This window comes from Microbacterium halotolerans, from assembly GCF_003569805.1.
Taxonomy (GTDB): Bacteria; Actinomycetota; Actinomycetes; order Actinomycetales; family Microbacteriaceae; genus Microbacterium; species Microbacterium halotolerans.
Map to the genome: position 1 here is coordinate 560,768 of NZ_KZ984052.1, position 23,453 is coordinate 584,220.

A 23,453-nucleotide genomic window follows, 5' to 3' on the forward strand; every position below is an offset into this window, starting at 1 on the left:
ACGCCCGACCTCTTCAGCCTGCGACAGCGCGCGACGGCACGGGCGCGCCGATCGCTTCGGCGTGCGCCCGGATCTCGGCGAACAGCGCTCGTTTGCCTTCGGTTCCGAGGAACGACGACGCAACGGCATTCGCAGCAAGCTCGCCTTCGACGGCATCGTCGACGACGCCGGCATCTCTCAGCGCGGCCATGTTCGCATCGAGGTAGCCTCCGAAGTACGCGGGATCGTCGCTGTGCACGGAGACGACCAGGCCCTCGTCGAACATGACGGGCAGCGGATGCTCCGCCAGATCGTGCGGTGCCGTGCGCAGAGCACGATTCGACAACGGGCACACGGTCACCGGCACTGCACGGCGACGCAGCGCAGCCATCAGCTCCGCGTCCTCGAGCGCTCTGATGCCGTGGTCGATGCGCTCGGCACCGAGCACATCGAGCGCCTCCCACACGTAGTCGGGTCCGCCTTCCTCGCCGGCATGCGCAACACGGCGCAGCCCCTCGGCGGCCGCGCGCTGGAATGCGTCGGCGAACAGCGAGGGAGGGAATCCCACCTCGCTGGAGTCCAGGCCGACGCCGATGAACGCATCGCGGTATGGCAGAGCCTCTTCGAGGGTCGCCAGCGCCGCAGCGCCGCCGAGGTGGCGGAGGAAGCACAGAATCAGTGCACCGTCGATGCCGTAGGCCTCACGCCCCCGAGCGATTCCGTCGGAGAGACCGCCGATGACCACAGCCATCGGCACACCGCGAGCGGTGTGGCTCTGCGGATCGAAGAAGATCTCCGCGCGGCGCACTCCGGACTCCGTTGCCCGCGCGAGGTAGGCGAGCATCAGCTCGCAGAAGTCCTGCTCGGTGCGCAGTACATCGAGATGCTCGTAGTACACGTCCAGGAAGTCCTGCAGGCGCGAGAAGGAGCAGCGGGAGCGGAGCCGGTCGGCATCGGTCGTGGGCAGGTCGATGCCGTTGCGCTCGGCGAGCCTGAGCAGAAGCGGCACTTCGAGGGTTCCCTCGATATGGACGTGGAGTTCAGCCGTCGGCCACATGTCGCCATCCCTCGTGAAGAGTCGATCGCCGCGGATCACACGGCTCCTCACAGCCAATCAGTCGTCGCTCCCGCATGCATCGTCCATTCACCCAAAGCCCGCACACCCACGCATGCACATCGTCGTCCGATCGCCCAGTCGTGACATCCATCCGCCTCTCTCCGGTCATATCCCTGAAACCTGCTGAACGGTTCGACAACGGATCGGCGCGCACAGGGGGCACGGTTTCGGTCGATCGCACATGGTGCGCTCGCTCTCCACCGAGTTGGATGGAAGCAGGGCCCGCTCAGCAGGCACCTGCGCCGTCCCTCCCGAACGGCGATATGGCACGCACGCGCGCTCCTGCCGCGCTTGACAGACATGAGGTTCGATGTGACCGTCACCACCACTTCTCGCGGGCGCCGCCTCGCAGCCGCCTTGGGCACCGCAGCAGCCGTCGCGCTCGTCCTGACCGCATGTTCCGCATCCGACGGAGGCGCGGAATCATCGGACGGCTTCGGCGAGGCGGACATCCAGCTGTCCTGGCTGAAGAACCAGCAGTTCGCCGGTGAGTACTTCGCCGATGCCGATGGCCTCTTCACGGATGCCGGATTCGACGCGGTCACCCTCACCGCCGGCGGCTCGGGCGCGACGAGCGCCGAGGCCGCGGTCACCACGGGCAAGTCCCTGGTCGGCATCAGCGCGCCGCTGATCACCGCGCCGGCGATCGAACAGGGCGCCCAGGTGAAGATCATCGGCACGCTGTACCAGGTCAATCCCTTCGCCGTCGTCTCCCCTGCCGACGCCCCGCTCGAAGCCGCCGCGGATCTCGAGGGTGCGACCATCGCGGTGAGCGACTCGAACACACTCGTCTGGAACGCCTTCCTCGCGGCCAATGAGCTGGACGACTCCGACGTCACCACCGTTCCGCTGTCCGACACGAGCATGCTCACCACGGGCCAGGTCGACGGATACCTCGGCTACAGCACGACGGGCGCCACCGCGCTGACCAATTCGGGCTTCGACGCGGTCGAGTTCCTGCTCGCAGACGAGGGCCTCCCCATGATCGGCGAGTCGATGATCGCCTCGCAGGACGCGATCGATAACGACCGCGAGGCGCTCGTCGCCATGATGACCGCACTCGTGCAGGGCTGGCAGGCCTCGCTCTCCGATGCGGAGCGCACCGTCGACCTCGTCGTCGACGACTACGGCAAAGACCAGGAGTACGACCGTGACGCCGTCACCGTCGCGGTCGAGAAGCAGAACGAACTCATCTCGACAGCGGAGACGGACGCGAACGGGATTCTGACGATCTCCGACGGTCTGCAGCAGGGTACGGTCGACTCGCTCGCGCTGGCCGACATCGACATCGAGGCGGCGGATCTGTTCGACATGTCGATCCTCGAGGACGTCTACGAGAGCGCCCCGGACCTGCGATGACAGCATCCGCAGGCTCGATCGGCGACGCCGCTGGGAGCGATGGTGCCGGCATCATGCTGTCCCAGCTGGAGAAGTCGTTCCGCACGGGCAGAGAGACAGTCCGGGCCCTCGACGGCGTCGAACTGTGCACCGACCGCGGGTCCTTCATCTCGCTGCTCGGCCCGTCCGGATGCGGCAAATCGACGGTGCTGCGCATCCTCGCCGGACTCGAGAAACCGGATGACGGGGCCGTCTCCGTGAACGGCGCCTCGGTGCAGCCCGGCCAGTCCGCCTCGGGGATGGGGATCGCGTTCCAGGACTCTGCGCTGCTCCCCTGGCGCTCGGTGCGGAAGAACATCCGTCTCCCGCTGGAGATCCAGCGTCGACGCGACGACGAGGGGATCGATGCTCTGATCGATCTCGTCGGCCTCTCCGGCTTTGAGAACGCACGCCCCGCGCAGCTGTCCGGCGGAATGCGACAGCGCGTCTCCATCGCACGCGCACTCGCCGTGAGCCCCGACTTCCTGCTGCTGGACGAGCCGTTCGGGGCGCTCGACGATATGACCCGGCAGCGGCTGAACCTCGAGCTGCAGCGGATCTGGACGGAGCGGAGCGCGACGACGCTCATGGTGACCCATGGCATCTCCGAGGCGGTGCTGCTCTCGGACGTCGTCGCGGTGATGTCGGCCCGCCCCGGTCGCATCATCGAACTCGTGCGGATCCCCTTCGAGCGCCCGCGCACCATGGAGATGATGCGCACCCCGGAGTTCCACGAGATCGTCGATCACCTCTCCGGACTGCTGTTCCACAAGCACCAGGCCGAGCGCTGATGAGCTCAGCGCAGACGACAGCACGTGCGATGCATCTCCCACGCATGCGTGAAGCGCTCGGCCATCCTTGGATCGGCGGAACGGTGGGCATCGTCCTGCTGATCGTCGTATGGACGATCGCGACGTCGCTTCTCGACAGCACATCGTTCCCGACGCCTGCCGCAGTGGCGTCATCGGTCGTGCGCGACGGCTGGGGCTTCTACTGGACGAACCTGTCTGCTTCCCTCTCGCGCGCCGGACAGGGGTACCTGTGGGGCAACCTGATCGCGCTCTTCATCGCCGGGTCGGTGCTCGTGCTGCCGCGACTGGAAGAGCTTGTGACACAGCTCGGCGTCATCTCGAACTGTCTGCCGATCATCGCGGTGGGCCCGATCATCATGGCGATCTTCGGTGGAACGGCGTCCGCCGTCTTCCTTGCGGCGCTGCTGGTGTTCTTCACGACCCTCGTCGGCTCGCTCCTCGGTATGAAGGCTGCCACGCCGACGGCACTGGATCTCGTGCGCGCCTACGGCGGCGGACGTTGGACCCAGATCAGGAAGGTTCGACTCATGGCCGCGGTTCCGGCCATCGTCACCGCGCTGCAGATCGCGATCCCTGGAGCCCTCCTCGGCGCGATCGTGGGCGAGTATCTCGGCGGCATCGATCAGGGCATCGGCGTCGCGCTCAACGCCGCACAGCGCCAGATCATGCCCGATCGGGTCTGGGCGCTGTCGATCATCGCCGGTCTGATCTCTCTCGCGGGCTACGGCCTCGTCGCTCTGATCGGTCGGCTCCTGACGCCCTGGGCGAAGGAGGTGCGCGCATGAGAGCCGCTCTGTCGCTCACGCTGCGTCGGCTGAGCGTGCTGCTTCTGGCCGTCGTCGTCGCGCTCGTGCTCTGGTCGCTCTTCCTCGCGGCGTTCGACATCAGCCCGCTCATCGGCAAGTACCCGTGGGACGTGTTCGCCTATCTCTTCACGGAAGAGACCGCCGAGGCGAATCGCGCGGCGGTAGCCGCGAACCTCAGCATCACCGTCCGCGACGCCGGCGTCGGATATGTGGTCGGCCTGCTGTTCGCGTTCCTGCTCGCCGTGCTGTTCAGCGTCTCCCCGATGCTCGAACGCATCGTCATGCCGACTGCCATGGTGCTGCGTTCCATCCCGCTCATCGTGCTCACTCCGCTCATCACGCTGATCTTCGGAATCGGGCTGAGCGGCGTGACCGCCATCGTGCTGATCGTCGTCTTCCTGCCGTCGCTGGCGAACATCCTCTACGGTCTCCGTTCCGTCACCGCGGAGCACGGTGACCTCGTGCGGGCCTATGGCGGGAACGCATGGACGGTGCTGCGTATGGTCGCCCTCCCGACGGCCGTGCCCGCCGCACTCGCCTCGGCGCGCGTGGCGATCCCCGCGGCGGTCACCGGCGCGATGATCGGCGAATGGCTCTCAACCGGCGAGGGCTTGGGCGGGTCGATCTCCCGCGCATCGGGCAGCTTCGACTACACCCACATGTGGGCGGCAGCGGTGTCGATCACCGCGGTCACGATGCTCGCATACGCGGTGATGTCGATCGTCGACTCGCTTGCCACCGAACGTCTCGGCGTCGCACCGTGACGGCGTACGCGCTCGAGGACCGAAGCGCCGTCACGAGTGCGCGCCTCGGCGCGGGCATCGGCTGTGACGCACAGGCCGCAGATGAAAGGACCACACCGTGAACGAACTCACTCTCCGACTCTGGGACGGAACCGCGGATCGCGGAGTCGTCCGGCTTGCGTGGGACGGGGACGCCATCCTCGCGGCCGAGCCAGCAGGCGATGACGCGGACGACGATCTGAGCATCGTCCCGGGTCTCGTCGACACGCATGTGCACCTGGGCTACAACGCCTCGTCTGTGCCCGCTGACGCTTCGACGTGGCCGATCATCACGCCGCCTGAGGAGCGCTCCCTCCACATCGCGGCGAACGCGATCTCCTGCCTGCGCGCCGGTGTGACCACCCTGCGCGATCTCGCCGCCGACTCCGTGCAGATGGCGGTCGAGCGCGCCTTCGATGACGGTGTCATCGAGGGGCCCCGTCTGCGCACACACGGCATGGTCGGCATGACCGCGGGGCATGGCGACCTGTTCGTGCCGCCGCGCTACCGAGTGCGCGACGCCGTCGCCGACAACCCTGACGAGTGCCGGAAGCTCGTGCGCACGTGGGCGCGCGAGGGAGCGGACGGAGTGAAGATCTACACGTCCGGCGGCGTGCTCTCGATGGGAGACAAGGTCGGCTGGCGCAACCAGACGCGCGAGGAGATCCGGGCGACGGTCGATGAGGCGCATGCGCTCGGCATGGCCGTCGCCGCTCATACTCACACGGCCGACGGCGTGGATATCGCACTCGCCGAGGGCGTCGACTCGATCGAGCACGGCACGGGCATCGAGGAGCGGCACTTCGGAGAGCTGCTCGAGCGCAACCTCCCCGTTGCTCCGACGCTCCTGATCAACGACATCATCGCGGAGGCCAGGCGACCGGTCTCGGCCGAGGCTCAGGAGAAGGCCAAGGGAGTCGTCGCGCTGCGCGACCGGAACTTCGATGCCGCGGGTCGTGCCGGCATTCGATTCGTGCTCGGCACCGATGCGTCAGGTCAGTTCGTCGACTTCGGAGATCAGATGCAGGAAGTCCGTTCCATGGCTGCGGCCTTCGGCTGGTCAGCGGAGCGCGCACTTCGTGCGGCCACGTCCGATGCCGCCGACGCCATCGGCATGGGCGGACAGGTCGGAACGCTCACCGAAGGTTTCGGAGCGGACTTCCTCATCGTCCGGGGCCGCCCATGGGAGGACATCTCGACCCTGCAGCGAGAGAACATCGTAGCCGTCGTGTCGCGCGGACGTCTCGCCGCGGGAGCGCTGCCCGCCTGAGCACCCCGTCTCCTCGATGCCTCGGGGAGACGACCGCAGAACGGTCGCCGATGCTGCGCGCCGACATGCGCGCGAAGGCTCCGCTATGCCGGCCAGGCCTCGGCGATCGCGTGGCGGACGTCGCCGAGCATCTGCGGCAGCGCCTTCGTACGGCCGATGATGGGGAAGAAGTTCGCGTCGGACTTCCACCTCGGCACGATGTGCTGGTGCAGATGCTCCTCGACGCCGGCGCCGGCGACCTCGCCCTGGTTCATCCCGATGTTGAATCCGTCGCAGCGCGACGTGGCGCGCAGAACGCCCATCGCAACCCGGGTGAGGTGCGCGATCTCCGCGACCTCGTGGTCGTTCGCCTCGTCGTACATGCCCACATGCCGGTAGGGGCATACGAGCAGGTGACCCGAGTTGTACGGAAACAGATTCAGCAGCACGTACGCGTTGTCTCCCCTGTGCACGATCAGGCCGTCCTCGTCCGACTTGCCCGGCGCCGCGCAGAACGGGCAGCCGCTCCCCCGGTTGACGTCGGCGCCCGCCTGGATGTACGCCATCCGGTGCGGCGTCCACAGTCGCTGGAACGCGTCGGGCGTGCCGCCGAACTCGCTCTCCGGCTCGAGCTGGGCGTAGTCGTCGCGGGGGTCGGTCACACAGACTCCTGCACGGCGTCGGTCTCGCTCAGCACGAGCTGCTTCCGTTCGATCAGTCCGCTGATCAGCGCGACGGCTTCGTCGAGGGGAATGCCGTTGCGCTGCGAGCCGTCGCGGAAGCGGAACGACACAGTGCCAGCTGAGCGGTCCTGCTCGCCGGCGATCATGATCACCGGCACCTTCTGCGTCGTGTGCGTGCGGATCTTCTTCGGCATCCGGTCATCGGAGTGGTCGACCTCGACCCGCACCCCGGCTGCGCGGAACTTCTCGGCCGCGTCGTTGAGGTAGTCGCCGTACTCGTCGGCGACGGGCACGCCCATGATCTGCACCGGCGCGAGCCAGAGCGGGAAGTCGCCGGCGTAGTGCTCGAGCAGGATGGCGAAGAAGCGCTCGATCGAGCCGAACAGCGCACGGTGGATCATGATCGGCCGCTGCTTCGATCCGTCCGCAGCCGTGTACTCCAGCCCGAAGCGCTCCGGCAGGTTCGGGTCGACCTGCACGGTCGACAGCTGCCAGACGCGACCGAGGGCGTCACGGGTCTTCAGATCGATCTTCGGTCCGTAGAAGGCGGCTTCGCCTGGCACCTCGACCAGCTTCAGTCCGCTCGCCACCGCGACGTTGCGCAGCGCGTTCGTCGAGTACTCCCAGAATTCCTCGGAGCCGATCCACTTCGACTTCTCGTCGTCGCGCATCGACAGTTCGAGCTCGAAGTCGTCGAGCCCGAAGTCGCGCAGCATCGAGATGATGAACTCGAGTACCTTCGTGACCTCGCCCTCGAGCTGCTCGCCGGTGACGAACAGGTGCGAGTCATCCTGCGTGAAGCCGCGCACACGGGTGAGCCCGTGCAGTGCGCCGGAGAGCTCGTTGCGGTACACCGTGCCGTTCTCCGCGTAGCGCAGCGGCAGGTCGCGATAGCTGCGCGCGCGCTCCTTGTAGATCGTGATGTGCATCGGGCAGTTCATCGGCTTGAGGTAGTAGTCCGCCCCCTGCTTGGTGACGTGGCCCTCCTCGTCGCGCTCCTCATCCATCCGGATCGCCGGCCAGATGCCGTCGCCGTAGGTCTCCAGGTGCCCGGAGGTCTCGAACAGGTCGCTCTTGGTGATGTGCGGTGTGTAGACGTAGGAGTAGCCGCCCTCGATGTGGCGGCGCCGGGCGTGCTGCTCCATCTCGCCGCGGACGATGCCGCCGCGCGGGTGCCACACCGACAGACCGGATCCGATCTCCTCGGGGAACGAGAACAGGTCGAGCTCGCGACCCAGCTTGCGGTGGTCGCGCTTGGCAGCCTCGGCGAGGCGCTCCTTGTACGCGACCAGATCGTCTTTGGTCGCCCATGCGGTGCCGTAGATGCGCTGCAGCTGCGGGTTGTTCTCGTTGCCGCGCCAATACGCACCTGCGATGCGCAGCAGGTCCCAGCCGTTGGCGACCATGCGCGTCGACGGCACATGCGGGCCGCGGCAGAGGTCGCCCCACACCGTCTCGCCCGTCTTCGGGTCGACGTTGTCGTAGATGGTCAGACCGCCCGCACCGACCTCGACGCTCGCGCCCTCTGCAGCTTCCTTCTTGCCGCCCTTGAGATCGATCAGCTCGAGTTTGAACGGCTCGTCCTTCAGCTCTGCTCGGCCCTCGTCGTCGGTGATCGAGCGGCGCACGAACCGCTGCCCGGCCTTGACGATCCGCTGCATCTCCTTTTTGATCGCTTTGAGATCATCCGGGGTGAAAGGCTCATCGACCTGGAAATCGTAATAGAAGCCGTCGGTGACGAACGGTCCGATGCCGAGCTTTGCTGCCGGGTTGATGCGCTGCACCGCCTGCGCGAGCACGTGCGCCGTCGAGTGGCGCAGGATGTTCAGGCCGTCCTCGCTGTCGATCGTGACCGACTCGGTCGTCTGCGTGTCCGTGACCTCCGCGGCGAGGTCGGTGAGCGTGCCGTCGACGCGCATGGCGACGACGTTCTTTTCGGGGAACAGATCGAATCCTGTGGTCACCAGACGATTCTACGAGCCATCGCCTGCGGTCACGAACTCGGAGCCGAGCGTCGCGAGCTATCCGTCGCCCCTGCTGTGGCGCAGAATCGCGGAGGAACAGCAGAAGCTCGGAGCCGTTGGCACCTTTCGCTCCGAGGTTCTGCGCATTCTCCGAGGTTCTGCTGGCGCGTATTCGTCGTGTTCCGGCGCCGCCCGCGGGCCGCTCAGGTGCCTGGCAGGGTCCTGCCGAACATCGATGCCGTATCGCGCGCGCTCGGAGTTCCCGCATCGAGGTCGGCTCCGGCCTCGATCAGCAGGCCGACGATATCGTCGTATCCCTTAAACACGGCACCGGCGACGGGCGCCTGGCCACGGTCGTTGAGTGCGTTCACATCGGCGTCGCGCTCGATGAGCCCCGCGACCAGCTCGGTGCGGCCGTTGTAGGCGGCGAGCATCAGCAGCGTGTCTCCCAGCGAGTTCGTCAGGTCCGCATCGACGCCCTGGTCGATGTACGCGAGCAGCTGCGCGTCGCCCTCGCGGGCGAGGTCGAACATCCGGTTCCCGAACTCGACCACCTCGTCAGGCAGTTCCTCCGTCATGGCACCAATGCTATCGAGACCAGCAGTGGATTGTCTCCACCGCCGGGCGTACTCTGGCCGCAGGCGGGCGACCCGCCCGTTTCGGATGAGCAGAACGGACGGTTGTGAGATGGACGCGATGATGATGGACACGGCCTCCCCGAGCATGAAGATGCCGGGCATGGAGAAGATGGACATGTCGATGATGCAGGCGTGCATGGACGCGTGCTCCGCCTGCGAACAGGCGTGTACGGTGTGCTCGACTCAGGGCATGGACTGCGCGCCCGCCTGCATGAACACCGCCGATATGTGCAACACGATGATGCGGAGCATGATGCGCATGCAGGGCATGACGCCCGCGGCGATGATGTCGATGCTCGACGCGTGCATAGCGATGTGTCAGGTGGGCATGGACTCCTGCATGGAGCACGCCGACACCAGCGACGTGTGCCGGATGTGCGCTCAGGCCTGCAAGGCGTGTATGGACGCGTGCATGCAGATGCGCGAGTCGATGATGGCCTCAGCCTGACGACCGTCGTTCAGCTCAGCGGCGCCACGTTGTACTGCACGCGTCCGACCGCGAGCACGTCGTAGTCGCGGTGCAGCGCGACGGGCGCGCCCACCGTGACGTCCACAGAGCCTGCGTGCCAGACGGTGCGCGTAGCACCCGTGAGCTCGCGCAACCCGATCGTGCCGTCGACGCGGTCGATCTCCGTCACGATCGCGTCGGCCCAGCGGGTCGGCGTCGCCGACGCCAGACGCGCCTGGATCAGGTGCAGCGAGTGACCCGGGGCGAGCGAGGAGCAGACACCGCCGTGCGCGCACATGCACACCGCACGCTCCGTCACCTCGACGGACGAAAGATGTGGCAGCGGCGTGTTCACGGGGTTGCTCCTCAGGATCGGATGCTCCGAGGCTACGTGCGTCGATCAGCGCCCGTCATCTCACGCGAAACACACCGCAACATTGCGGCAGATGAGACGAAGCTCCCGAGGCGTCGAGTGCTTCGATTGAGAGCGGATGACGAGACTCGAACTCGCGACCCTCACCTTGGCAAGGTGATGCGCTACCAACTGCGCTACATCCGCACAGGAACCAGTGCTCCGGACGAAAAATCCCCGGCAGCGCCGGGGATGAAGTCGTCGTGCGCGATACTGGGATCGAACCAGTGACCTCTTCCGTGTCAGGGAAGCGCGCTACCGCTGCGCTAATCGCGCCTGTGAAGGCTGTTCAGTTGAAAGAGTGGAGGTGGCGACGGGATTCGAACCCGTGTAAACGGCTTTGCAGGCCGGTGCCTAGCCTCTCGGCCACGCCACCGCGGGGGGATCGATGACCCGCGTGCCGATTCCCTCCGAAGAGGAAGCCTGACACTCGAGCGGATGACGAGACTCGAACTCGCGACCCTCACCTTGGCAAGGTGATGCGCTACCAACTGCGCTACATCCGCATCGCCGTCCGGTTCGTTTCCTCACCGGCGACTCGTAAAACTATACGCATTCGTGTCGTCTTCGCCAAACCGAGCGGGACACCCGGGCGCGTCACGCGCCGTTCCGCGGACGTTCACCGCGCTGCCTCGGTTCCGGATAGTTCCACACCTGCTCCGATCGTGCGATCTCGGCCGGGCGGGAGCAAGATGGAGTGACGACGGCGCCACCGAGGAGAAGAGGCCGGAATGAGCAACGACGAGCACGACCCGCGCGTACAGGTCCTCGACGCCGGCGAGCCGTGCACCGACGTGGAGGTGCTCGAACCGCGGTCCGTTCCGCTGGGCGGACCGCGCGCGATGCCGGTGTCGCGCACGCTTCCGCAGCGCCGACGCTCGCTCGTCGGTTCGTGGTGCTTCGTCGACCACTACGGCACGGACGATGTCTCGCGCACCGGCGGCATGCATGTGCCTCGGCACCCTCACACCGGCCTCGCGACCGTCTCGTGGCTGTTCTCCGGCCGCGTCGATCACCTCGATTCCGGCGGGAACGCCGCCACGATCCGGCCGGGCGAGCTGAACCTGATGATCGCGGGCCGCGGCATCACGCATCAGGAGATCTCCACGCCCGACACAACCGTCCTGCACGGCGTGCAGCTCTGGTACGCGCTGCCGGAGGCGACGCGCTTCGGTGACAATCACTTCGAGCACTACGCGCCGCCCTCGGTGACGACTGTGCCCGGGCTGACCGCTCGCGTCTTCATCGGCTCGCTCGCCGGCTCGACCTCCCCCGTCGAGACCCGCACGCCGGATCTGCTCGGCGCCGAGCTGATCCTCTCCCCCGGTGCCGACGTCACCGTCGAGGTGCGCACCGACTTCGAGCTCGCCGTGCTCGCCGAGACCGGCGACATCCGGGTCAACGGCACGCAGACGGCGCAGCACGGGCTGGCCTACGTTCCTGCGGGATCCGATTCCCTCCGGCTCTCGGCGGGAAGTTCGGGAGCGCGCGCCGTTCTGCTCGGCGGCGTGCCGCTCGGCGAGCAGATCGTGATGTGGTGGAACTTCGTCGGCCGCACGCATGAGGAGATCGAGGAGTTCCGTCGTCGTTACCAAGCGGAGCTCGGCTTCGAGCCCGCGAACTCCGATGATGCCGACGCTCCCCCGCTGTTCGGCGACTTCCCGCCGGAGCAGCCGGCGCCGCTTCCCGCGCCTGCTCTGCCGAACGCCCGCCTGCGCCCCCGCGAGTAGCCTCAGCCGACGCGAGACCGTGCCCAGAGCGTCCGTCGCACGCCGACGGTCAGCTCCCGCCGCGGAACATCGCCGCGAGCTCTTCGGGTATCGGTGCACCGCGCAGCCCCCGCTCCGGGTCGTGCACCGTCCATACGCGGGTCTCGAACCCCTCCACGCGCACCTCGCCGTCCTTCGTCAGCGTGTGCCTGATGTGGAAGCTCTTGGTGCCGAGTTCGACGATCTCACTGGTGATCTCGACGTCGTCGCCGTAGCTGCACGGCGCTCGGAAGGTCGCCTTCGTCTCCACCAGCGGACATCCGGCTCCGCCATGGGAGGCGAGCATCTCCTGCTTCGGCATCCCCGTGGCTTCGTAGAGCATCGTGGTGCCGTGGTCGAACCAGCGGAAGAACTGCGGATTGAAGACGATTCCCGCCGGATCGCAGTCACCCCATTCGACCCGCCGAGAGAGGGTGTTCTTCAACATGCGCATCGCCTTTCCATCTGCATCGGCGCTCGACGGGCGGTGAGCCCGGCTTCACTGTCGCCGACGACACGTCTGCTCTGCCGGATGACCCGGCTCGCCTTCGAGTCTCCCACTGCGACGTACAAGCGCGCCGCCTCGCCCGGAGTCCGAGGAGACGCAGCCTACGCAGTCAGCGTCTTCCGGTAGTCCTGCGCGGCCGCGCTGATCGGCGTGAGTGCGACCGTCACCCTGATGGCCACCTGCTCATGGGGCTCGACTCTGCCCGGACTGCGGCTGCCTCCGCCGTCCTCGCCCCAGATCAGGGTGAGCTCGGTTCCGTCCTCGATGGACTCGTCGATGCTGCCGAGCGACATCATCAGGCGCTCGCCGTAGCTGTACGCCGGGTAGGTGGCGTGCCCGACCAGCTCGCCATCCGATCCGAGCACCTTGTCGTAGTGCAGCCTGCCCGTCGCCGCAACGGGCAGATCGATGTGCTTCGCCGTGGGACCATCGTGCACGAGGCGGGCGTACACGTTCGCGAAGTCCTCGGGGTTCCACACCAGGGTCACCTTGCGGCGATGAGGCTGGTCAGCGAGCTTCTCCAGTGCCTCGCGACCGACGAACTCGTGGTCGAACTTGATGATGTGGCCGTAGTTCAGGTCCCACGGCGTCGCGTAGTAGTCCTCGACGTTCGGCGAGTAGTAGCTGCCGCCGAGCGCCATGCGCGCTGACGCACTGCGATCGGAGAGCCACTCACGGTACCCCTTCAGTGCGGGGCTCGAATACACGGCTGAGAAGGGCACGGCCCACCAGCCGGACTCCATCACCGTGCTGAAGTACGCCAGCGATCCGATCCGGCGCAGCCCGTGCTTCTTCCCCGCTTCGACGAGCGCGCGCTTGACGACGTCGCGATCCTCCCACGGCCCCGAGAGCTCCAGTCCGTACACGCCGCCCATGCTGTGCCGCATGGCACGAACCGAACGACCGGCGATGGAGATCTCACCGGCACGGAAGAACTTGATCTCCGGCAGCTCACCGCCGTGCAGTTCGCTGAGCAGCGCGTAGGCGTTCGGCCCCTCGACCTGGTAGCGGTAGAAGTCGCGCTTCTTCTCCTCGTTCAGCGACCAGAGCGGGTCGAGCCTGGAGCCGACGTCGAGAGCGCTGATCTCCACGTTGTACTCGACCCAGTCAGTGGTCGCAGGGTTGCCCACGACCGCGAGATCACCCTCGTCGAGGTAGTACAGGATGGCGTCCCCGATCACGTGCCCCTCTGGCGAGCAGGCGACGAACTGCTTGGCCCGCCCCACGGCGAAGGTGGCGAACGAGTTGATCGCGAGCGACTCGAGCAGCTTCACGGCATCCGGTCCCGTCACCCGGAGGCTGTGCATGTGGTAGCTCTGATCATGCAGAGCGACGCCCTCGCGCCACGAGAGCTGCTCGTCGCGCCACGTGGTGTACTCCTGGCGGACGCGGTCGTTCGGCATCATCACGCCGAAGATGTTGAGCGCGTTCTTCGGCGCCAGCGAGTAGAGATGGTCGACGATGCCCCGCGGGCCGTCGACGATCGACTGAAGGGTGTTCTCGGGCACGGCGTCCTCCTCGTTGAGCATGTGCTGACGTAGTTCCGACCGTAGGCCGCGCCCGCGCACGTAGACGTGCGTTTCCCTTTGATCGGAAAAGCCGTCAGTCGTCGCCGCGATCGCGAACAAAGGCGTCGAACCCGGGAATGGTGAAGCGCAGGCTTCCATGCCCTGCGGGCTCGATGATGCCCTTGCTGATCAGCGACGCTCGGGCCACGCCCAAGTCGCCGGAGCGAACTCCCATGCGCTCGGCGATGTCGCGCCGTGCGACGATGTCTCCTTCCAGCTCGGCCATCGCACGCATGAGACGACGCTCGTATCCCGTGGCGACGTCCCAGCGGGCCCCGAACATCGACCCCATCTGCGCATCGACCTCCGCCGAGCTGCGTTCCACATCCGACAGCGTGATCTCCCCGCCCGTCCCGGGACGGGCCGTCTCCCACGCGGCGGCGCCGATGACCTGAAGCGCCTGCGGATAGCCGTCAGCGCGCGCCACGGCAGCGGAGATCGCCTCATCGCGCCAGGTGACGCCGAGCTGACGCGCAGGCTCGACCAGCACCGCCTGGGACGTGTTCTCGTCGAGTTCGGACAGGATCGTCTCGTGTGTGCGCTCTCCGAAGGTGGCAGCCCGAGTCAGCAGGCTCTTCGTCTGCGGCAGGCCCGCACCGACGACCGCCAGAGGGAACCGCTCGCGTTCAGCGTCCATGTTCTGAAATGCGTTCATCAGCAGTGCGACATCGCGGAGCGCGGCAGGATCGGGGGAATGATCGCTCCCGCTTCGCGGATCGAGCGGGGCGTGCAGTTCGTCCAGCACGATCAAAAGGCCTGCTCCCCCGCGCCGGCGCACCGCGTTCGACGCTTCGAACAGGAGATCCTCGATATCGGTGAGGGCCACCGCTGCGGATGCGTCAGCATCGGCCGCAGGGCCGAACTTCGCTTCGACCGAAGCGACGCCCAGGTGGAAGCGGACGCCCAGTTCCTTGAACCGCTGGCGCGTGTGCGGCGAGTCCAGCACGTCGGCGCGTTCGAGCGCACTGCGCACCTTCATCGCCAGGTCACGCAGCACGGGCTGACGCTTCACGCCCGCGGCCCAGACCACAACGAATCCGTCGACGGCCGCCTGGTCGGCCACATCCCGGAGCAGGGAGGTCTTCCCCAGACCTCGCGGCCCCGTGACGATGGTGAGCGGACCCGCCATCTCGCCGAACGCGATCACCCGTGCCAGGCGGTCTCGCAGGGCTCGGCGCTCGTCGTCGCGCCCGACGAACACGCGCGGACGACCTCCCGGAGTGTACGGATTCGGCAGCATGCCCGCACCTTACATCGATTTATACATTGACGAAATATAAATCGGTGTAAGTGCAGTTGGAGTTCCCTCCCTTGCTCGCGGCCTGTCAGAGCGCCTCGCACCCCGAGACGACCGCCTCGAGGCCGTCGTTCAGCCCGGCCATGTCCATCCTTGAGACGGATGTGACGACGTCGCCTCCCGCCTCGGAGACATCCGGAGCCTCCTTCATCACATGGCCGTTCATCCCGCCCAGGAGCGCGCCTACGCTGCCCGCCTCGTGAAACGCGGGCTCTTCGCCGAAGCTCCCCCATTCGTTCGCATCCCCGTGCTCATCGATCACGTACGCGGCCAGCGCGCAGGCGTATGAGATCCGTCGTTCCGGCGTGAGCTGTGCGTCGGCCAGCGGAACGACGGATGCCGCCTCGCACTCGGCTTCGATCGTCGCAAGTGCCCCGGGCATGGCGTCGATATTATGCGACGCGACGCCCTTCAGAATCTCGACCGAGGCTTCGCTCATCACAGCGTGGTCGGCGAGTTGGTATGCGCCCATCGCACCCAGCAGCCCTCCGATGGCGCCCAGCTCGATCGCCACGTCTTCTGTGTCCTCCCCGATCATCCGCAGATCCTCCCAATCCGCTGCGGACTGCAGCTGCTCCGCAGCGGATCCCGCGAGCCCGCATGCGTACGCGACCTGCCCGTCCGGCGTCACGTCGGGAGAACTGCCGCCCGGAGCCGACAGCGGGCTGGGCCCGCATGCAGTGAGCAGCCCGCCCGCGAATACCAGCGCAGCCGCCACGACGACGCCGTGCGCCCTGTTCCCCCTGCATCGCATACGGCAACGATATCGAGCACGGTGCGGGATGTCACACCTCGGGCAGACCCACCTTCGGTTTGGCCCACGAACGCCCGCGTGTGTCCTTCAGGATGTCGTACTCCGCATCGACGTGGGGCTCGATCGCACTGTACTTGTCGTTCGGCGCGCCGATCACGAGCTGGAACCCGAGGCCGCGCCACGCGCCGATCGCGCGTTTGGTGAAGTGCGCATCCGCTTTGATGAGCGCCTCGTCGAGGAACACCGGTGCGTACCTCGGGCGCTCGGCGTCGGCGTCGCCCAGCTGGTAGCGCAGCGCCGCCCCGACGATGAAGGCGATCAGCTCCTGCGACTCTCCGCCCGATTTCTCGCCGATGTGGTCGTAGAGCGCGACGTGCTCCTTCGTGACCGCGTCGATCTTCTCCGCGCTCACCCTGACGTGGCCGCGCACGTCTACGAGATCGGCGAAGTCGGGCGACGTGCGCCGGATGCGCGCGATCAGCCTGGCCATCCGGTCGTAGATCCGCTCGCGTTCGTCCTCGTTCGCCGTATCTGCGATCAGCGAACGGACTTCGCGCAGCTCGCGCCGGAACCGGCGCCGCACCTCGGACGACGTCTCTCGCGCGACGATCTGCAGGCGATGCGCGTCGTCGTAGAACGGCAGCTCCTGCATGATGCGGTTGACGGGCTCGATGCGCTCCCGGATCTCGCGGAGCGCGCGCCCGAGCGCGGAGTCGAGATTGGTGAGGTCGTTGCCCGAGAGACTGACCAGGCTCTCCCGCCACTCGGCCTCCAGCTCGTGCAGTCCGCTCGTCTCGAGCTCGGCGAGGATGCGCTCGAAGTCCGAGAAGGATCCCTCAGGGTCCGCCGTCAGGTTCGGGTTCGGCCATGCCTCAAGGAAGCCCTCCAGGGTACGGCGCAGCGCGTCGCGCTGTTCGGCGAGGGTCGCCTGCGCGGCCGCCTGGTCTCCGATCAGCTGCTTCGCCGCCGTCGAGAGTGCGGCGTCGAACCGTTCCAGCTCTGCGGCACGAGTCGTCGCCTCCTGCCCAACCGGCGGCGCGAAGCGGTCGTCGAGGTAGGCACGCTGGGCGTCGGTGAGCTCGCGCTCCGCTTGAGTCGCCTCGTCGATGCGCTGCTGCGCCTCGTCGACCTCGTCGGTGATCGCGGCCCAGCGCTGCGCGATGCGCTCCTGCTCGGCCCGGGCACGGCCGGTGTGCTCCTGCAGCGACTGCAGCTTCTTCTTCGCCGCCCGTATCTGGCGCTGCAGGTCCTGCACCTTGGGATTGTCCACCGTGACCTCGTCGATGACCGCGGCCCATCTATCCCGCTCGCCGCTGACGGCGACGACGTCGATCTCACTCCAGGCGAGCTCGCGGATCCGGCCGTATGCGGTGAGGCGTGAGTCGAGGTCGTCGAGCGCTGCGGCCGCGGCGAGCTCGACCTGCTTCTGGTCGGCGAGTCGGGCGCGCGCCGCATCGAGGCTGCGGTTGATGCTCGCCATGCGCCGCCGATTCGAGAAGCCCAGCACGTTCGCCCTGCCGTGCCCGCCGTGCGCACCGCGGCTGCCGTTCGACATCTGCCCGGCGATCGTGAGCGCCGACGGATGTGCGTCGAGCTCGTCAGGGGAATCGACGCACACGAAGCCGAACTGGCGCTCCAGACGGTCCTGCAGCCAACCGACGAAGGAAGACTCCCGATAGTCGAGTCGGCCGGGCAGCGTCGCCGGATCGAGGCTGCGTGCCGCGCCGAGGTCGGACTCCGCGCCCTCGTAGCGCACCCGTACGGGCGTGCGCACCCGGTTGATCGCGGCTCGGAACGCGGCCAGGCGGCGCCGATCGATCAGGAGCGTCGTCGCGAACCCGCCGAGAGCGAGCCCCACGGCTTCGCTCCATGGCTCGAACTCGGTGCGCACCTCGATCAGCTCACCCACGAACGGCAGATCCTCCGGCATCAGACCAGCCGCGTCCGCGAGCGCCTCACGGGAGTCATGCAGCGCCTGCGGGATGCTGTCGGCGCGGCCCCCCGCTCGTCGGGCGTCGTCCTCGAGTGCCGCGACCTCCCGTTCGATCTCGCGAGAGGCGCCGCGCGCCTCGGCGTATGCTTCACGCGCTGCGCGCTTCAGATCAGGATCGTCGAGCGCTTCAGCGGCTTCCGTCTGCAGCGCGGCGAAAGCACGAGCAGAGGAGACGTCCGCGCCGAGCTGTGCGATCGTCTCGTCGAAGCGTGTGCGCTCTGCCTCGACCCTCGCCATGCGACGTTCGGTCTCACGCAGCTCCCGCTCAGCGGTGTGCAGTCGGTCGCCGCCCGCACCACGGAGCACCTCGGCGAGCCCGTCGCGCTCCGATTCCGCCGCCGCGGCCAGCGATTCCTGCTCGTTCACGACATCGTCGGCCTCGCGCTTGGCGCGCTGCAGCTCCCGTTCGGTCTCGCGCAGCAGCCCGAGGCGCTTGTCGTCTCGCCACAGCGATGCGATCGACTCCGGATCGGAGAACACCCCGATCTCGTCGATCAGTCGCAGCCGCTCGGCCGACTCCTCGATCCTCTCCCGCATACCGCGGATGGGCGTCAGCGCACGCACCTGCTTGCGCGCCGTGACCATGCGCTCCCTGGTCGCATCGAGCTCATCGAAATGGCTCACGACCGCGTCGGCAGTGGCCAGCGTCTCGGGTTCGGAGAGCACCATTCGCTTGTACAGGTCGTCGACGGTGGTGATCTGCTGCCCCGCCTGGATGCGCGCCAGCAGACTCATCGCCTTCGTGCCGGCACCCGCTGCGCCTATGCCGAGGGCCGAATGCAGCCGCGCGGTGAACTCCCGCTCGGTCGCCACGGTCTCGAGGCCCGTCTGACGAACCGCGTGATCCGCGAGACGAAGTGCCGCCGCCGCCTCCAGATCGGTGACGTCGAACGCGCCGTCGACCGTGGCGCGCACGCGCACCGTGTCGTCCACGGTACGGGCCGCCGCCGGGATGTACCAGGCGCGCACAGCGCTGAACTGCGAGCCGTCGTAGTCGGTCCAGGTCATGGCGACGGCAGTCCAAGTATCGGCGCCGTCGCCGCGGAGCACTCGCATCTGGGTGCCGTTCTCGGTGCGCGATTCGTCGATCTTGCCACGACCGTAGGACAGGATGTTGCGCTGGTCCTCACCGCGGGGGCGGCCGGTGACGCCGCCGTTGGACGCACCGTTGAACGGCGTCGTGTGCGGCATCATCAGCGCGATGTAGGCGTCCATCAGCGTCGACTTGCCTGATCCGGATCCGCCGACGAGCAACGTCGCCCGCGGCGAGAACCGCACTCGGTGCGCACCGTCGTAGCCGCCCCAGTTCACCAGCTGAAGCTCGTCGGCGACCCATTGCTGGCCGCGGGACTCGGCGGGAATCATCCCGAACAGGGTGTCGAGCATGGTCACGATGCGGCCTCCTCTGCGTTCTCGGTGTGCAGCCACGAGGCGAGCTCACGCAGTCGATCGGCGCTGAGCACGATCTCCACCAGAGGGCTGATCAGGAAGCGACCCTCCGACTCCTCCTCGACGATGCCCTCTTGGCGCAGACGCGCCAGCGCGCCCCTGACGGCGCGCTGTCTGCGGGCGACGTCGCCGTCGGTGTCGGTGAAATAGCTGAGCACGGTCTGCTCTACCTCCTCCACGTCCACGCGCGCCTGTCTCTCCCCCGCGGTCGACTCGCGCTGGTAGACCGTGCGCAGATACACGAGCACGAGGGTCTCAGCGCGCGAGTACGCCTCGTCGCGCAGCAGGATCGGCACGTCGAGTTCGTCGGATCGCACCTGCTGCTTGTACGCGACCCCGCGCGATGTGTCGACGACGAGGCGCACGAACAGGTCGTGCAGGCGCGACTCCACCAGCTGCTGGTTCTCGATCAGCACCGACCAGTCCTCTTTGCTGCGCTCGGCGAGGAGGTAGCGTCGCTGCAGCAGCCGCACCAGCACACGTCGCACCTCGGGCGCGAGCACGCCGCGGTCACCCGCGAAGCACTCGTCGGGGTCGCTCTCCATCGGAACGGGCGAGATGAAGGCTTCGTCCTCTGCGGCGGCGGTGTCAGTCATCGTCTGCGTCCTTCACGGTACGGGCGGTCACGGAGCCGAACGCGAAGCGGCGACGCGTGCCGTCGGGGCGGAGAGCCTCGACGATCGACACGTCGCCGCCGTCGGTCATGCCGTTGCGGTGGGCGATCTCGAGCAGGCCGACCAGATCGACAGGGCGGCGGCTCGACGCGCCGGTGAACGCGTCGCCGAGGTCGAATTCGCCATCGAGGGCGGAGACGTACGCCTCCAACTCGCCGTACATCGGGCCGCCCCAGTCGCGGGTGTCGGCGTCGACGAACTCCGCTTCGGCTTCGCCGAGCGCGAGTGGCTCGGGCGTACGGGGCGGCCGCGGGTCGGACAGGGTCTGACGCAGGTGGCCGACGCCTGCCGCCGGCAGGCTGCGCAACGGCTCGACGCGGTCGGCGGCGCGCGACGACGACATCCACGTCTGCATACCGCTCATCACCTCGCGCAGCAGTTCGTCGACCTCGCGGTCGCGCGCGGGGTCGTGCGTGCGCACCTGGGCGGTGATCACGTGCGACGCTCGCCGCTGCGCCGTGAGCACATCGGCGACGCCCTGCTCGACGCGCTTGGCGATCGCGTGCAGCTCGCCGCGCTGGTCCGCCGCGAGCAGCCGTGCGAACGGCTGCGCCAGCAGGTCGTGCACCTGTTCGGTGAGCTGGTCGATGTGCTCCGGATCGCCGATCAGCCCCAGCGCGCCGACGAAGGCGCGGCCCTCTGGCGTCTGCTGCATGATGTGCTGCCCGCGGTGCAGGTACTCGCGCAGCACGTCGCCGGTCGGCCTGATGTCTCGACGCAGCTCGGCGACCACGTCGCGCTGCATCGCTTGGATCGATTCCGCCACGCGGGAGAAGTCTGCCGGCAGTTCGCGGGAGAGGTGGAGCACGTTCTCCGCCTCCTCCAGCAGCTGCTCATCGTCTACGGGGTCGACCTCGCCGCGCATCAGCCGATCGATTTCGGCATCGATCTCGGCGCGCTCCGCCGTGAGCCTGGCGATCCGGGTGTTCGGGTCGGTCTCGGCGTCCTGCGTGAGCTGGTCGACGGAGTCAAGCAGGGTGCGCACGCGCGATCTCGACACGCGAGCGCGTCCGCCGCCCGTCCGCCCCGCGATCTCGAGCGCACCGACCGCCTGGGCCGAAAGGCGGTACACCTCTTGAGCTTCCTCGATCTGCGGCACGAGCCATCCGACGCGCACCCAGTAGCGGCAGATGTCGCGGCCGCCTCCTGCGGGAACGCGCCGCTCCCCCTCGTCGTAGCCGACCGCGCGCAGTTCGTCTGCGATCTCTCCGACCTCGACGTGCGCATCCGACACGGCGACAGCCGGACGGTCGACCGTGAACACCAGCGAGAGCGCCGTCACGACGAACGGCGCGTATCGGCCGTGCAGCAGGTCGAGAGTCGGGTTCCGGAATGCCGCAGCCGCACGCTGGTAGGCGGTCTCAGAACGCGAAGTGGTCATCCTCACCAGATTACCGGTGTGCAGTCCTGTGCACGTTCCCGCACGGCTGAGCGGACTTCGAGCACGTCACCGAAACGGCATCGGTCTGCTGCCGGGTTCCCGCACTCGGAGGGTGCGGGAACCCGGCAGCAGACCGTGCTCAGGCGCGGCGGGTGCGAAGAGACCCGGCAACGACGCCGAGCACGAGCAGGACCGTTGCAACCGTCACGATGCCGATGGGCGCGGCAGCACCGGTCACGGCGAGCTCCGTCGCATCTGTGCCGTTGTGCTCTCCGTCGGTCGCCCCGCTCGCGTCGATGTCGTCAGCATCCACCGAGACGTCCGTGTCGGTCGAGACATCCGAGTCCGTCGAAGCGTCACCGTCAGCGGAGGTGTCCGTGTCCGTCGACGCATCGGCGTCGGTCGAAGAGTCCGCATCGGTGTCGGTCGACGTCGAATTCTCCTCGGCGGTGTTCGTGACGGTGATCCGGATGATCTGATCGCCTTCGATCGTCGAGGTCTCGGCATCGATGACGGGCTCGCCCCACTCCACGCCATCGATTGTCGGCAGATCGACTTCGCCGACCGTCACGAGAGTGCCCTCCGGGATGTCTTCCGGCCCGACGGCCGGCTCGCCGTCGGCGCGAACGGTGAGCTCTCCCACGACGTCGTCGTAGCGATACTCCACCGTGAACTCGGTGTCCGCAGGAACGAGTGCAGATGCGTCGCCGGTGACGACCTTCACGACGTCGAACCCGCCGACTGCCGGTTCCTCTGCCGGCTGCTCGCAGCCGAACAGCGGGTCGCCGACCCACGGGTAGTTGTGCTGCTCGTTCCCCGTGCCGCGCGTGGTGATGTCACCGCCGGCGTAGACGCGACCGTTCGTCGACGCCGTGATGTCGAACGAGCCGCTGGGCGCCAGCAGCGACCCCAGGACCTGGCTGCTTCCGCCGATCGTGACGTCGGTGGCGTCGGTGAAGTTCCACAGGATGCGCGCGGCCGCCCCGCCGATGCCTGCCCCGGACGGATCATCGAGTCGCGTGCCGTCGAAGCCCATCCAGTACGGCGAGAGTTCGGCTTGTCCGCCGACGACATTCACCAGGATGGCTGCGTTCTCGGGGATATCGTCGAAATGGAGCTCGGCGCCGGTCGACAGATCGGCCGCCGTGATGTCGAAGACCTGAAGATCCTCACCTGGAACGCCGGTGAAGGTGATCGTGTTGCCGAGCACGGTCGTCGCAGCGTTCGAGCCGAGTTCGCCCAGCCGCGACGAGGCGTCGGCGATATCCGTGCTGAAGTCAGCGTACGGGGCGACCGCCGCAGCAGCGCCCAGACCCTCCTCCCGGGGCGCACCGTTGGTCTCGATGGCGCCTGAAGCCGTCTCTCCCACTCTCACGCCACCGCCGCCTTCGACGAGGGCACCCACATCGACGCGTGTGCCGTCCGCGATTCCGAGGCTGCCGCCGACGGCCAGCATGGTGTCCCCTCCCGCGGGGGCGATGCCGGAGCCCACGCCGACCGAACCGACGTTGAACACTCCTCCGGTCTTGTCGATGTTCGCGTCGCCGGCGACCACCAGCAGACCTTCTGACTCAGCGGCAGCGTCCAGCACGGTGTAGTCACCGCCCGCGTACACGGCGACGCCGCTGTCGGTGAACGTCGGCTCGTTGCCGATGTCCGGCATCTCATCGATCGCCGGACAGCGATCGACTGCTGCAGCCGAGGCGGGTGCGGCGCTCAGCACCACACCGCCTGAAGCCACGAGCGCGAGTGCGGCCGCGGCGCTGATCGCGCGGAAACGGGTACTACTGATCACAGATATCTCCAAGGGAAAA

20 protein-coding genes and 4 tRNA genes are annotated in these 23,453 nt (G+C 67.6%); 7 read left to right on the top strand and 17 right to left on the bottom strand.

All coding sequences use genetic code 11. The features are described 5' to 3' along the window. Positions 1 to 13: 13 nt before the first annotated feature. Positions 14 to 1,036: an adenosine deaminase gene (locus DZG09_RS11925; RefSeq protein WP_119698018.1), complete on the bottom strand. Its 1,023-nt coding sequence runs from the start codon at positions 1,034 to 1,036 to the stop codon at positions 14 to 16. A gap of 372 nt (positions 1,037 to 1,408) precedes the next feature. On the opposite strand from DZG09_RS11925, the gene DZG09_RS11930 reads away from it, so the two are divergent. The 5 genes from DZG09_RS11930 (at position 1,409) to DZG09_RS11950 (ending at position 6,143) form a co-directional block, all read left to right on the top strand. Beyond that, positions 1,409 to 2,455, top strand: a complete 1,047-nt coding sequence (locus DZG09_RS11930) for an ABC transporter substrate-binding protein (RefSeq protein WP_162893299.1) — start codon at positions 1,409 to 1,411, stop codon at positions 2,453 to 2,455. After that, positions 2,452 to 3,264, top strand: a complete 813-nt coding sequence (locus DZG09_RS11935) for an ABC transporter ATP-binding protein (protein WP_119697925.1) — start codon at positions 2,452 to 2,454, stop codon at positions 3,262 to 3,264. The genes DZG09_RS11930 and DZG09_RS11935 overlap by 4 nt, the downstream gene beginning before the upstream one ends. Positions 3,265 to 3,308: 44 nt before the next feature. After that, positions 3,309 to 4,070 (top strand): ABC transporter permease, encoded by a 762-nt coding sequence (locus tag DZG09_RS11940; RefSeq protein ID WP_162893300.1) that lies wholly within the window; start codon positions 3,309 to 3,311, stop codon positions 4,068 to 4,070. Next, entirely contained in the window at positions 4,067 to 4,855 is a 789-nt protein-coding gene (locus DZG09_RS11945) for an ABC transporter permease (RefSeq protein WP_119697927.1), read from the top strand. Before DZG09_RS11940 ends, DZG09_RS11945 begins: the two co-directional genes overlap by 4 nt. Before the next feature lie 97 nt (positions 4,856 to 4,952). Further along, positions 4,953 to 6,143 (top strand): metal-dependent hydrolase family protein, encoded by a 1,191-nt coding sequence (locus DZG09_RS11950; protein ID WP_119697928.1) that lies wholly within the window; start codon positions 4,953 to 4,955, stop codon positions 6,141 to 6,143. 83 nt (positions 6,144 to 6,226) lie between these two features. On the opposite strand, the gene DZG09_RS11955 is transcribed toward DZG09_RS11950, so the two are convergent. The 3 genes from DZG09_RS11955 to DZG09_RS11965 form a co-directional block, all read right to left on the bottom strand. Next, entirely contained in the window at positions 6,227 to 6,784 is a 558-nt protein-coding gene (locus DZG09_RS11955; RefSeq protein ID WP_119697929.1) for an HIT family protein, read from the bottom strand. Next, entirely contained in the window at positions 6,781 to 8,724 is a 1,944-nt protein-coding gene (gene thrS / locus DZG09_RS11960; protein ID WP_240423997.1) for a threonine--tRNA ligase, read from the bottom strand. The genes DZG09_RS11955 and thrS overlap by 4 nt, the downstream gene beginning before the upstream one ends. A 248-nt stretch (positions 8,725 to 8,972) precedes the next feature. After that, complete coding sequence (locus DZG09_RS11965) at positions 8,973 to 9,347, bottom strand: ankyrin repeat domain-containing protein (RefSeq protein WP_119697931.1); 375 nt, start codon at positions 9,345 to 9,347, stop codon at positions 8,973 to 8,975. A 118-nt stretch (positions 9,348 to 9,465) separates the two neighbouring features. On the opposite strand from DZG09_RS11965, the gene DZG09_RS11970 reads away from it, so the two are divergent. Beyond that, a complete protein-coding gene (locus DZG09_RS11970) occupies positions 9,466 to 9,855 on the top strand; it encodes a four-helix bundle copper-binding protein (RefSeq protein WP_240423984.1) in 390 nt (129 codons plus the stop codon). Positions 9,856 to 9,865: 10 nt separating this feature from the next. Here DZG09_RS11970 and DZG09_RS11975 read toward each other — a convergent pair whose 3' ends face one another. From DZG09_RS11975 to DZG09_RS11995, 5 genes are all read right to left on the bottom strand, one after another. Then, positions 9,866 to 10,210, bottom strand: a complete 345-nt coding sequence (locus DZG09_RS11975; RefSeq protein WP_119697933.1) for a hypothetical protein — start codon at positions 10,208 to 10,210, stop codon at positions 9,866 to 9,868. Between the two features lie 131 nt (positions 10,211 to 10,341). Further along, a tRNA-Gly gene (locus DZG09_RS11980) sits at positions 10,342 to 10,414 on the bottom strand. Between the two features lie 57 nt (positions 10,415 to 10,471). After that, positions 10,472 to 10,543: transfer RNA gene (locus DZG09_RS11985), tRNA-Val, on the bottom strand. A gap of 26 nt (positions 10,544 to 10,569) precedes the next feature. Further along, positions 10,570 to 10,643, bottom strand: a tRNA-Cys gene (locus DZG09_RS11990). 57 nt (positions 10,644 to 10,700) lie between these two features. Next, positions 10,701 to 10,773 (bottom strand) — tRNA-Gly (locus DZG09_RS11995). A 225-nt stretch (positions 10,774 to 10,998) separates the two neighbouring features. On the opposite strand from DZG09_RS11995, the gene DZG09_RS12000 reads away from it, so the two are divergent. Continuing rightward, the gene (locus DZG09_RS12000; protein WP_119697934.1) at positions 10,999 to 11,997 is read left to right on the top strand and encodes a pirin family protein; all 999 of its coding nucleotides are present in this window, start codon (positions 10,999 to 11,001) and stop codon (positions 11,995 to 11,997) included. A 49-nt stretch (positions 11,998 to 12,046) separates the two neighbouring features. Here DZG09_RS12000 and DZG09_RS12005 read toward each other — a convergent pair whose 3' ends face one another. The 8 genes from DZG09_RS12005 to DZG09_RS12040 all read right to left on the bottom strand — a co-directional run bounded on the left by DZG09_RS12005 (position 12,047) and on the right by DZG09_RS12040 (position 23,434). Next, a complete protein-coding gene (locus DZG09_RS12005; protein ID WP_162893301.1) occupies positions 12,047 to 12,463 on the bottom strand; it encodes an acyl-CoA thioesterase in 417 nt (138 codons plus the stop codon). A 161-nt stretch (positions 12,464 to 12,624) separates the two neighbouring features. Further along, entirely contained in the window at positions 12,625 to 14,031 is a 1,407-nt protein-coding gene (locus DZG09_RS12010; RefSeq protein WP_205529155.1) for an aminomethyltransferase family protein, read from the bottom strand. Positions 14,032 to 14,125: 94 nt separating this feature from the next. Continuing rightward, a complete protein-coding gene (locus DZG09_RS12015) occupies positions 14,126 to 15,331 on the bottom strand; it encodes an ATP-binding protein (protein ID WP_119697937.1) in 1,206 nt (401 codons plus the stop codon). A gap of 85 nt (positions 15,332 to 15,416) precedes the next feature. Next, the gene (locus DZG09_RS12020; protein ID WP_119697938.1) at positions 15,417 to 16,142 is read right to left on the bottom strand and encodes a hypothetical protein; all 726 of its coding nucleotides are present in this window, start codon (positions 16,140 to 16,142) and stop codon (positions 15,417 to 15,419) included. 31 nt (positions 16,143 to 16,173) lie between these two features. Continuing rightward, the gene (locus tag DZG09_RS12025; RefSeq protein ID WP_119697939.1) at positions 16,174 to 19,527 is read right to left on the bottom strand and encodes an ATP-binding protein; all 3,354 of its coding nucleotides are present in this window, start codon (positions 19,525 to 19,527) and stop codon (positions 16,174 to 16,176) included. After that, entirely contained in the window at positions 19,524 to 20,180 is a 657-nt protein-coding gene (locus tag DZG09_RS12030; protein ID WP_119697940.1) for a DUF4194 domain-containing protein, read from the bottom strand. Before DZG09_RS12030 ends, DZG09_RS12025 begins: the two co-directional genes overlap by 4 nt. Then, the gene (locus DZG09_RS12035) at positions 20,173 to 21,639 is read right to left on the bottom strand and encodes a DUF3375 domain-containing protein (RefSeq protein ID WP_119697941.1); all 1,467 of its coding nucleotides are present in this window, start codon (positions 21,637 to 21,639) and stop codon (positions 20,173 to 20,175) included. The genes DZG09_RS12030 and DZG09_RS12035 overlap by 8 nt, the downstream gene beginning before the upstream one ends. Positions 21,640 to 21,778: 139 nt before the next feature. Next, positions 21,779 to 23,434 carry a choice-of-anchor A family protein gene (locus tag DZG09_RS12040; protein ID WP_119697942.1) on the bottom strand — a complete coding sequence of 552 codons (1,656 nt, stop codon included), beginning with the start codon at positions 23,432 to 23,434 and terminating at the stop codon, positions 21,779 to 21,781. Between the last annotated feature and the right edge of the window lie 19 nt (positions 23,435 to 23,453).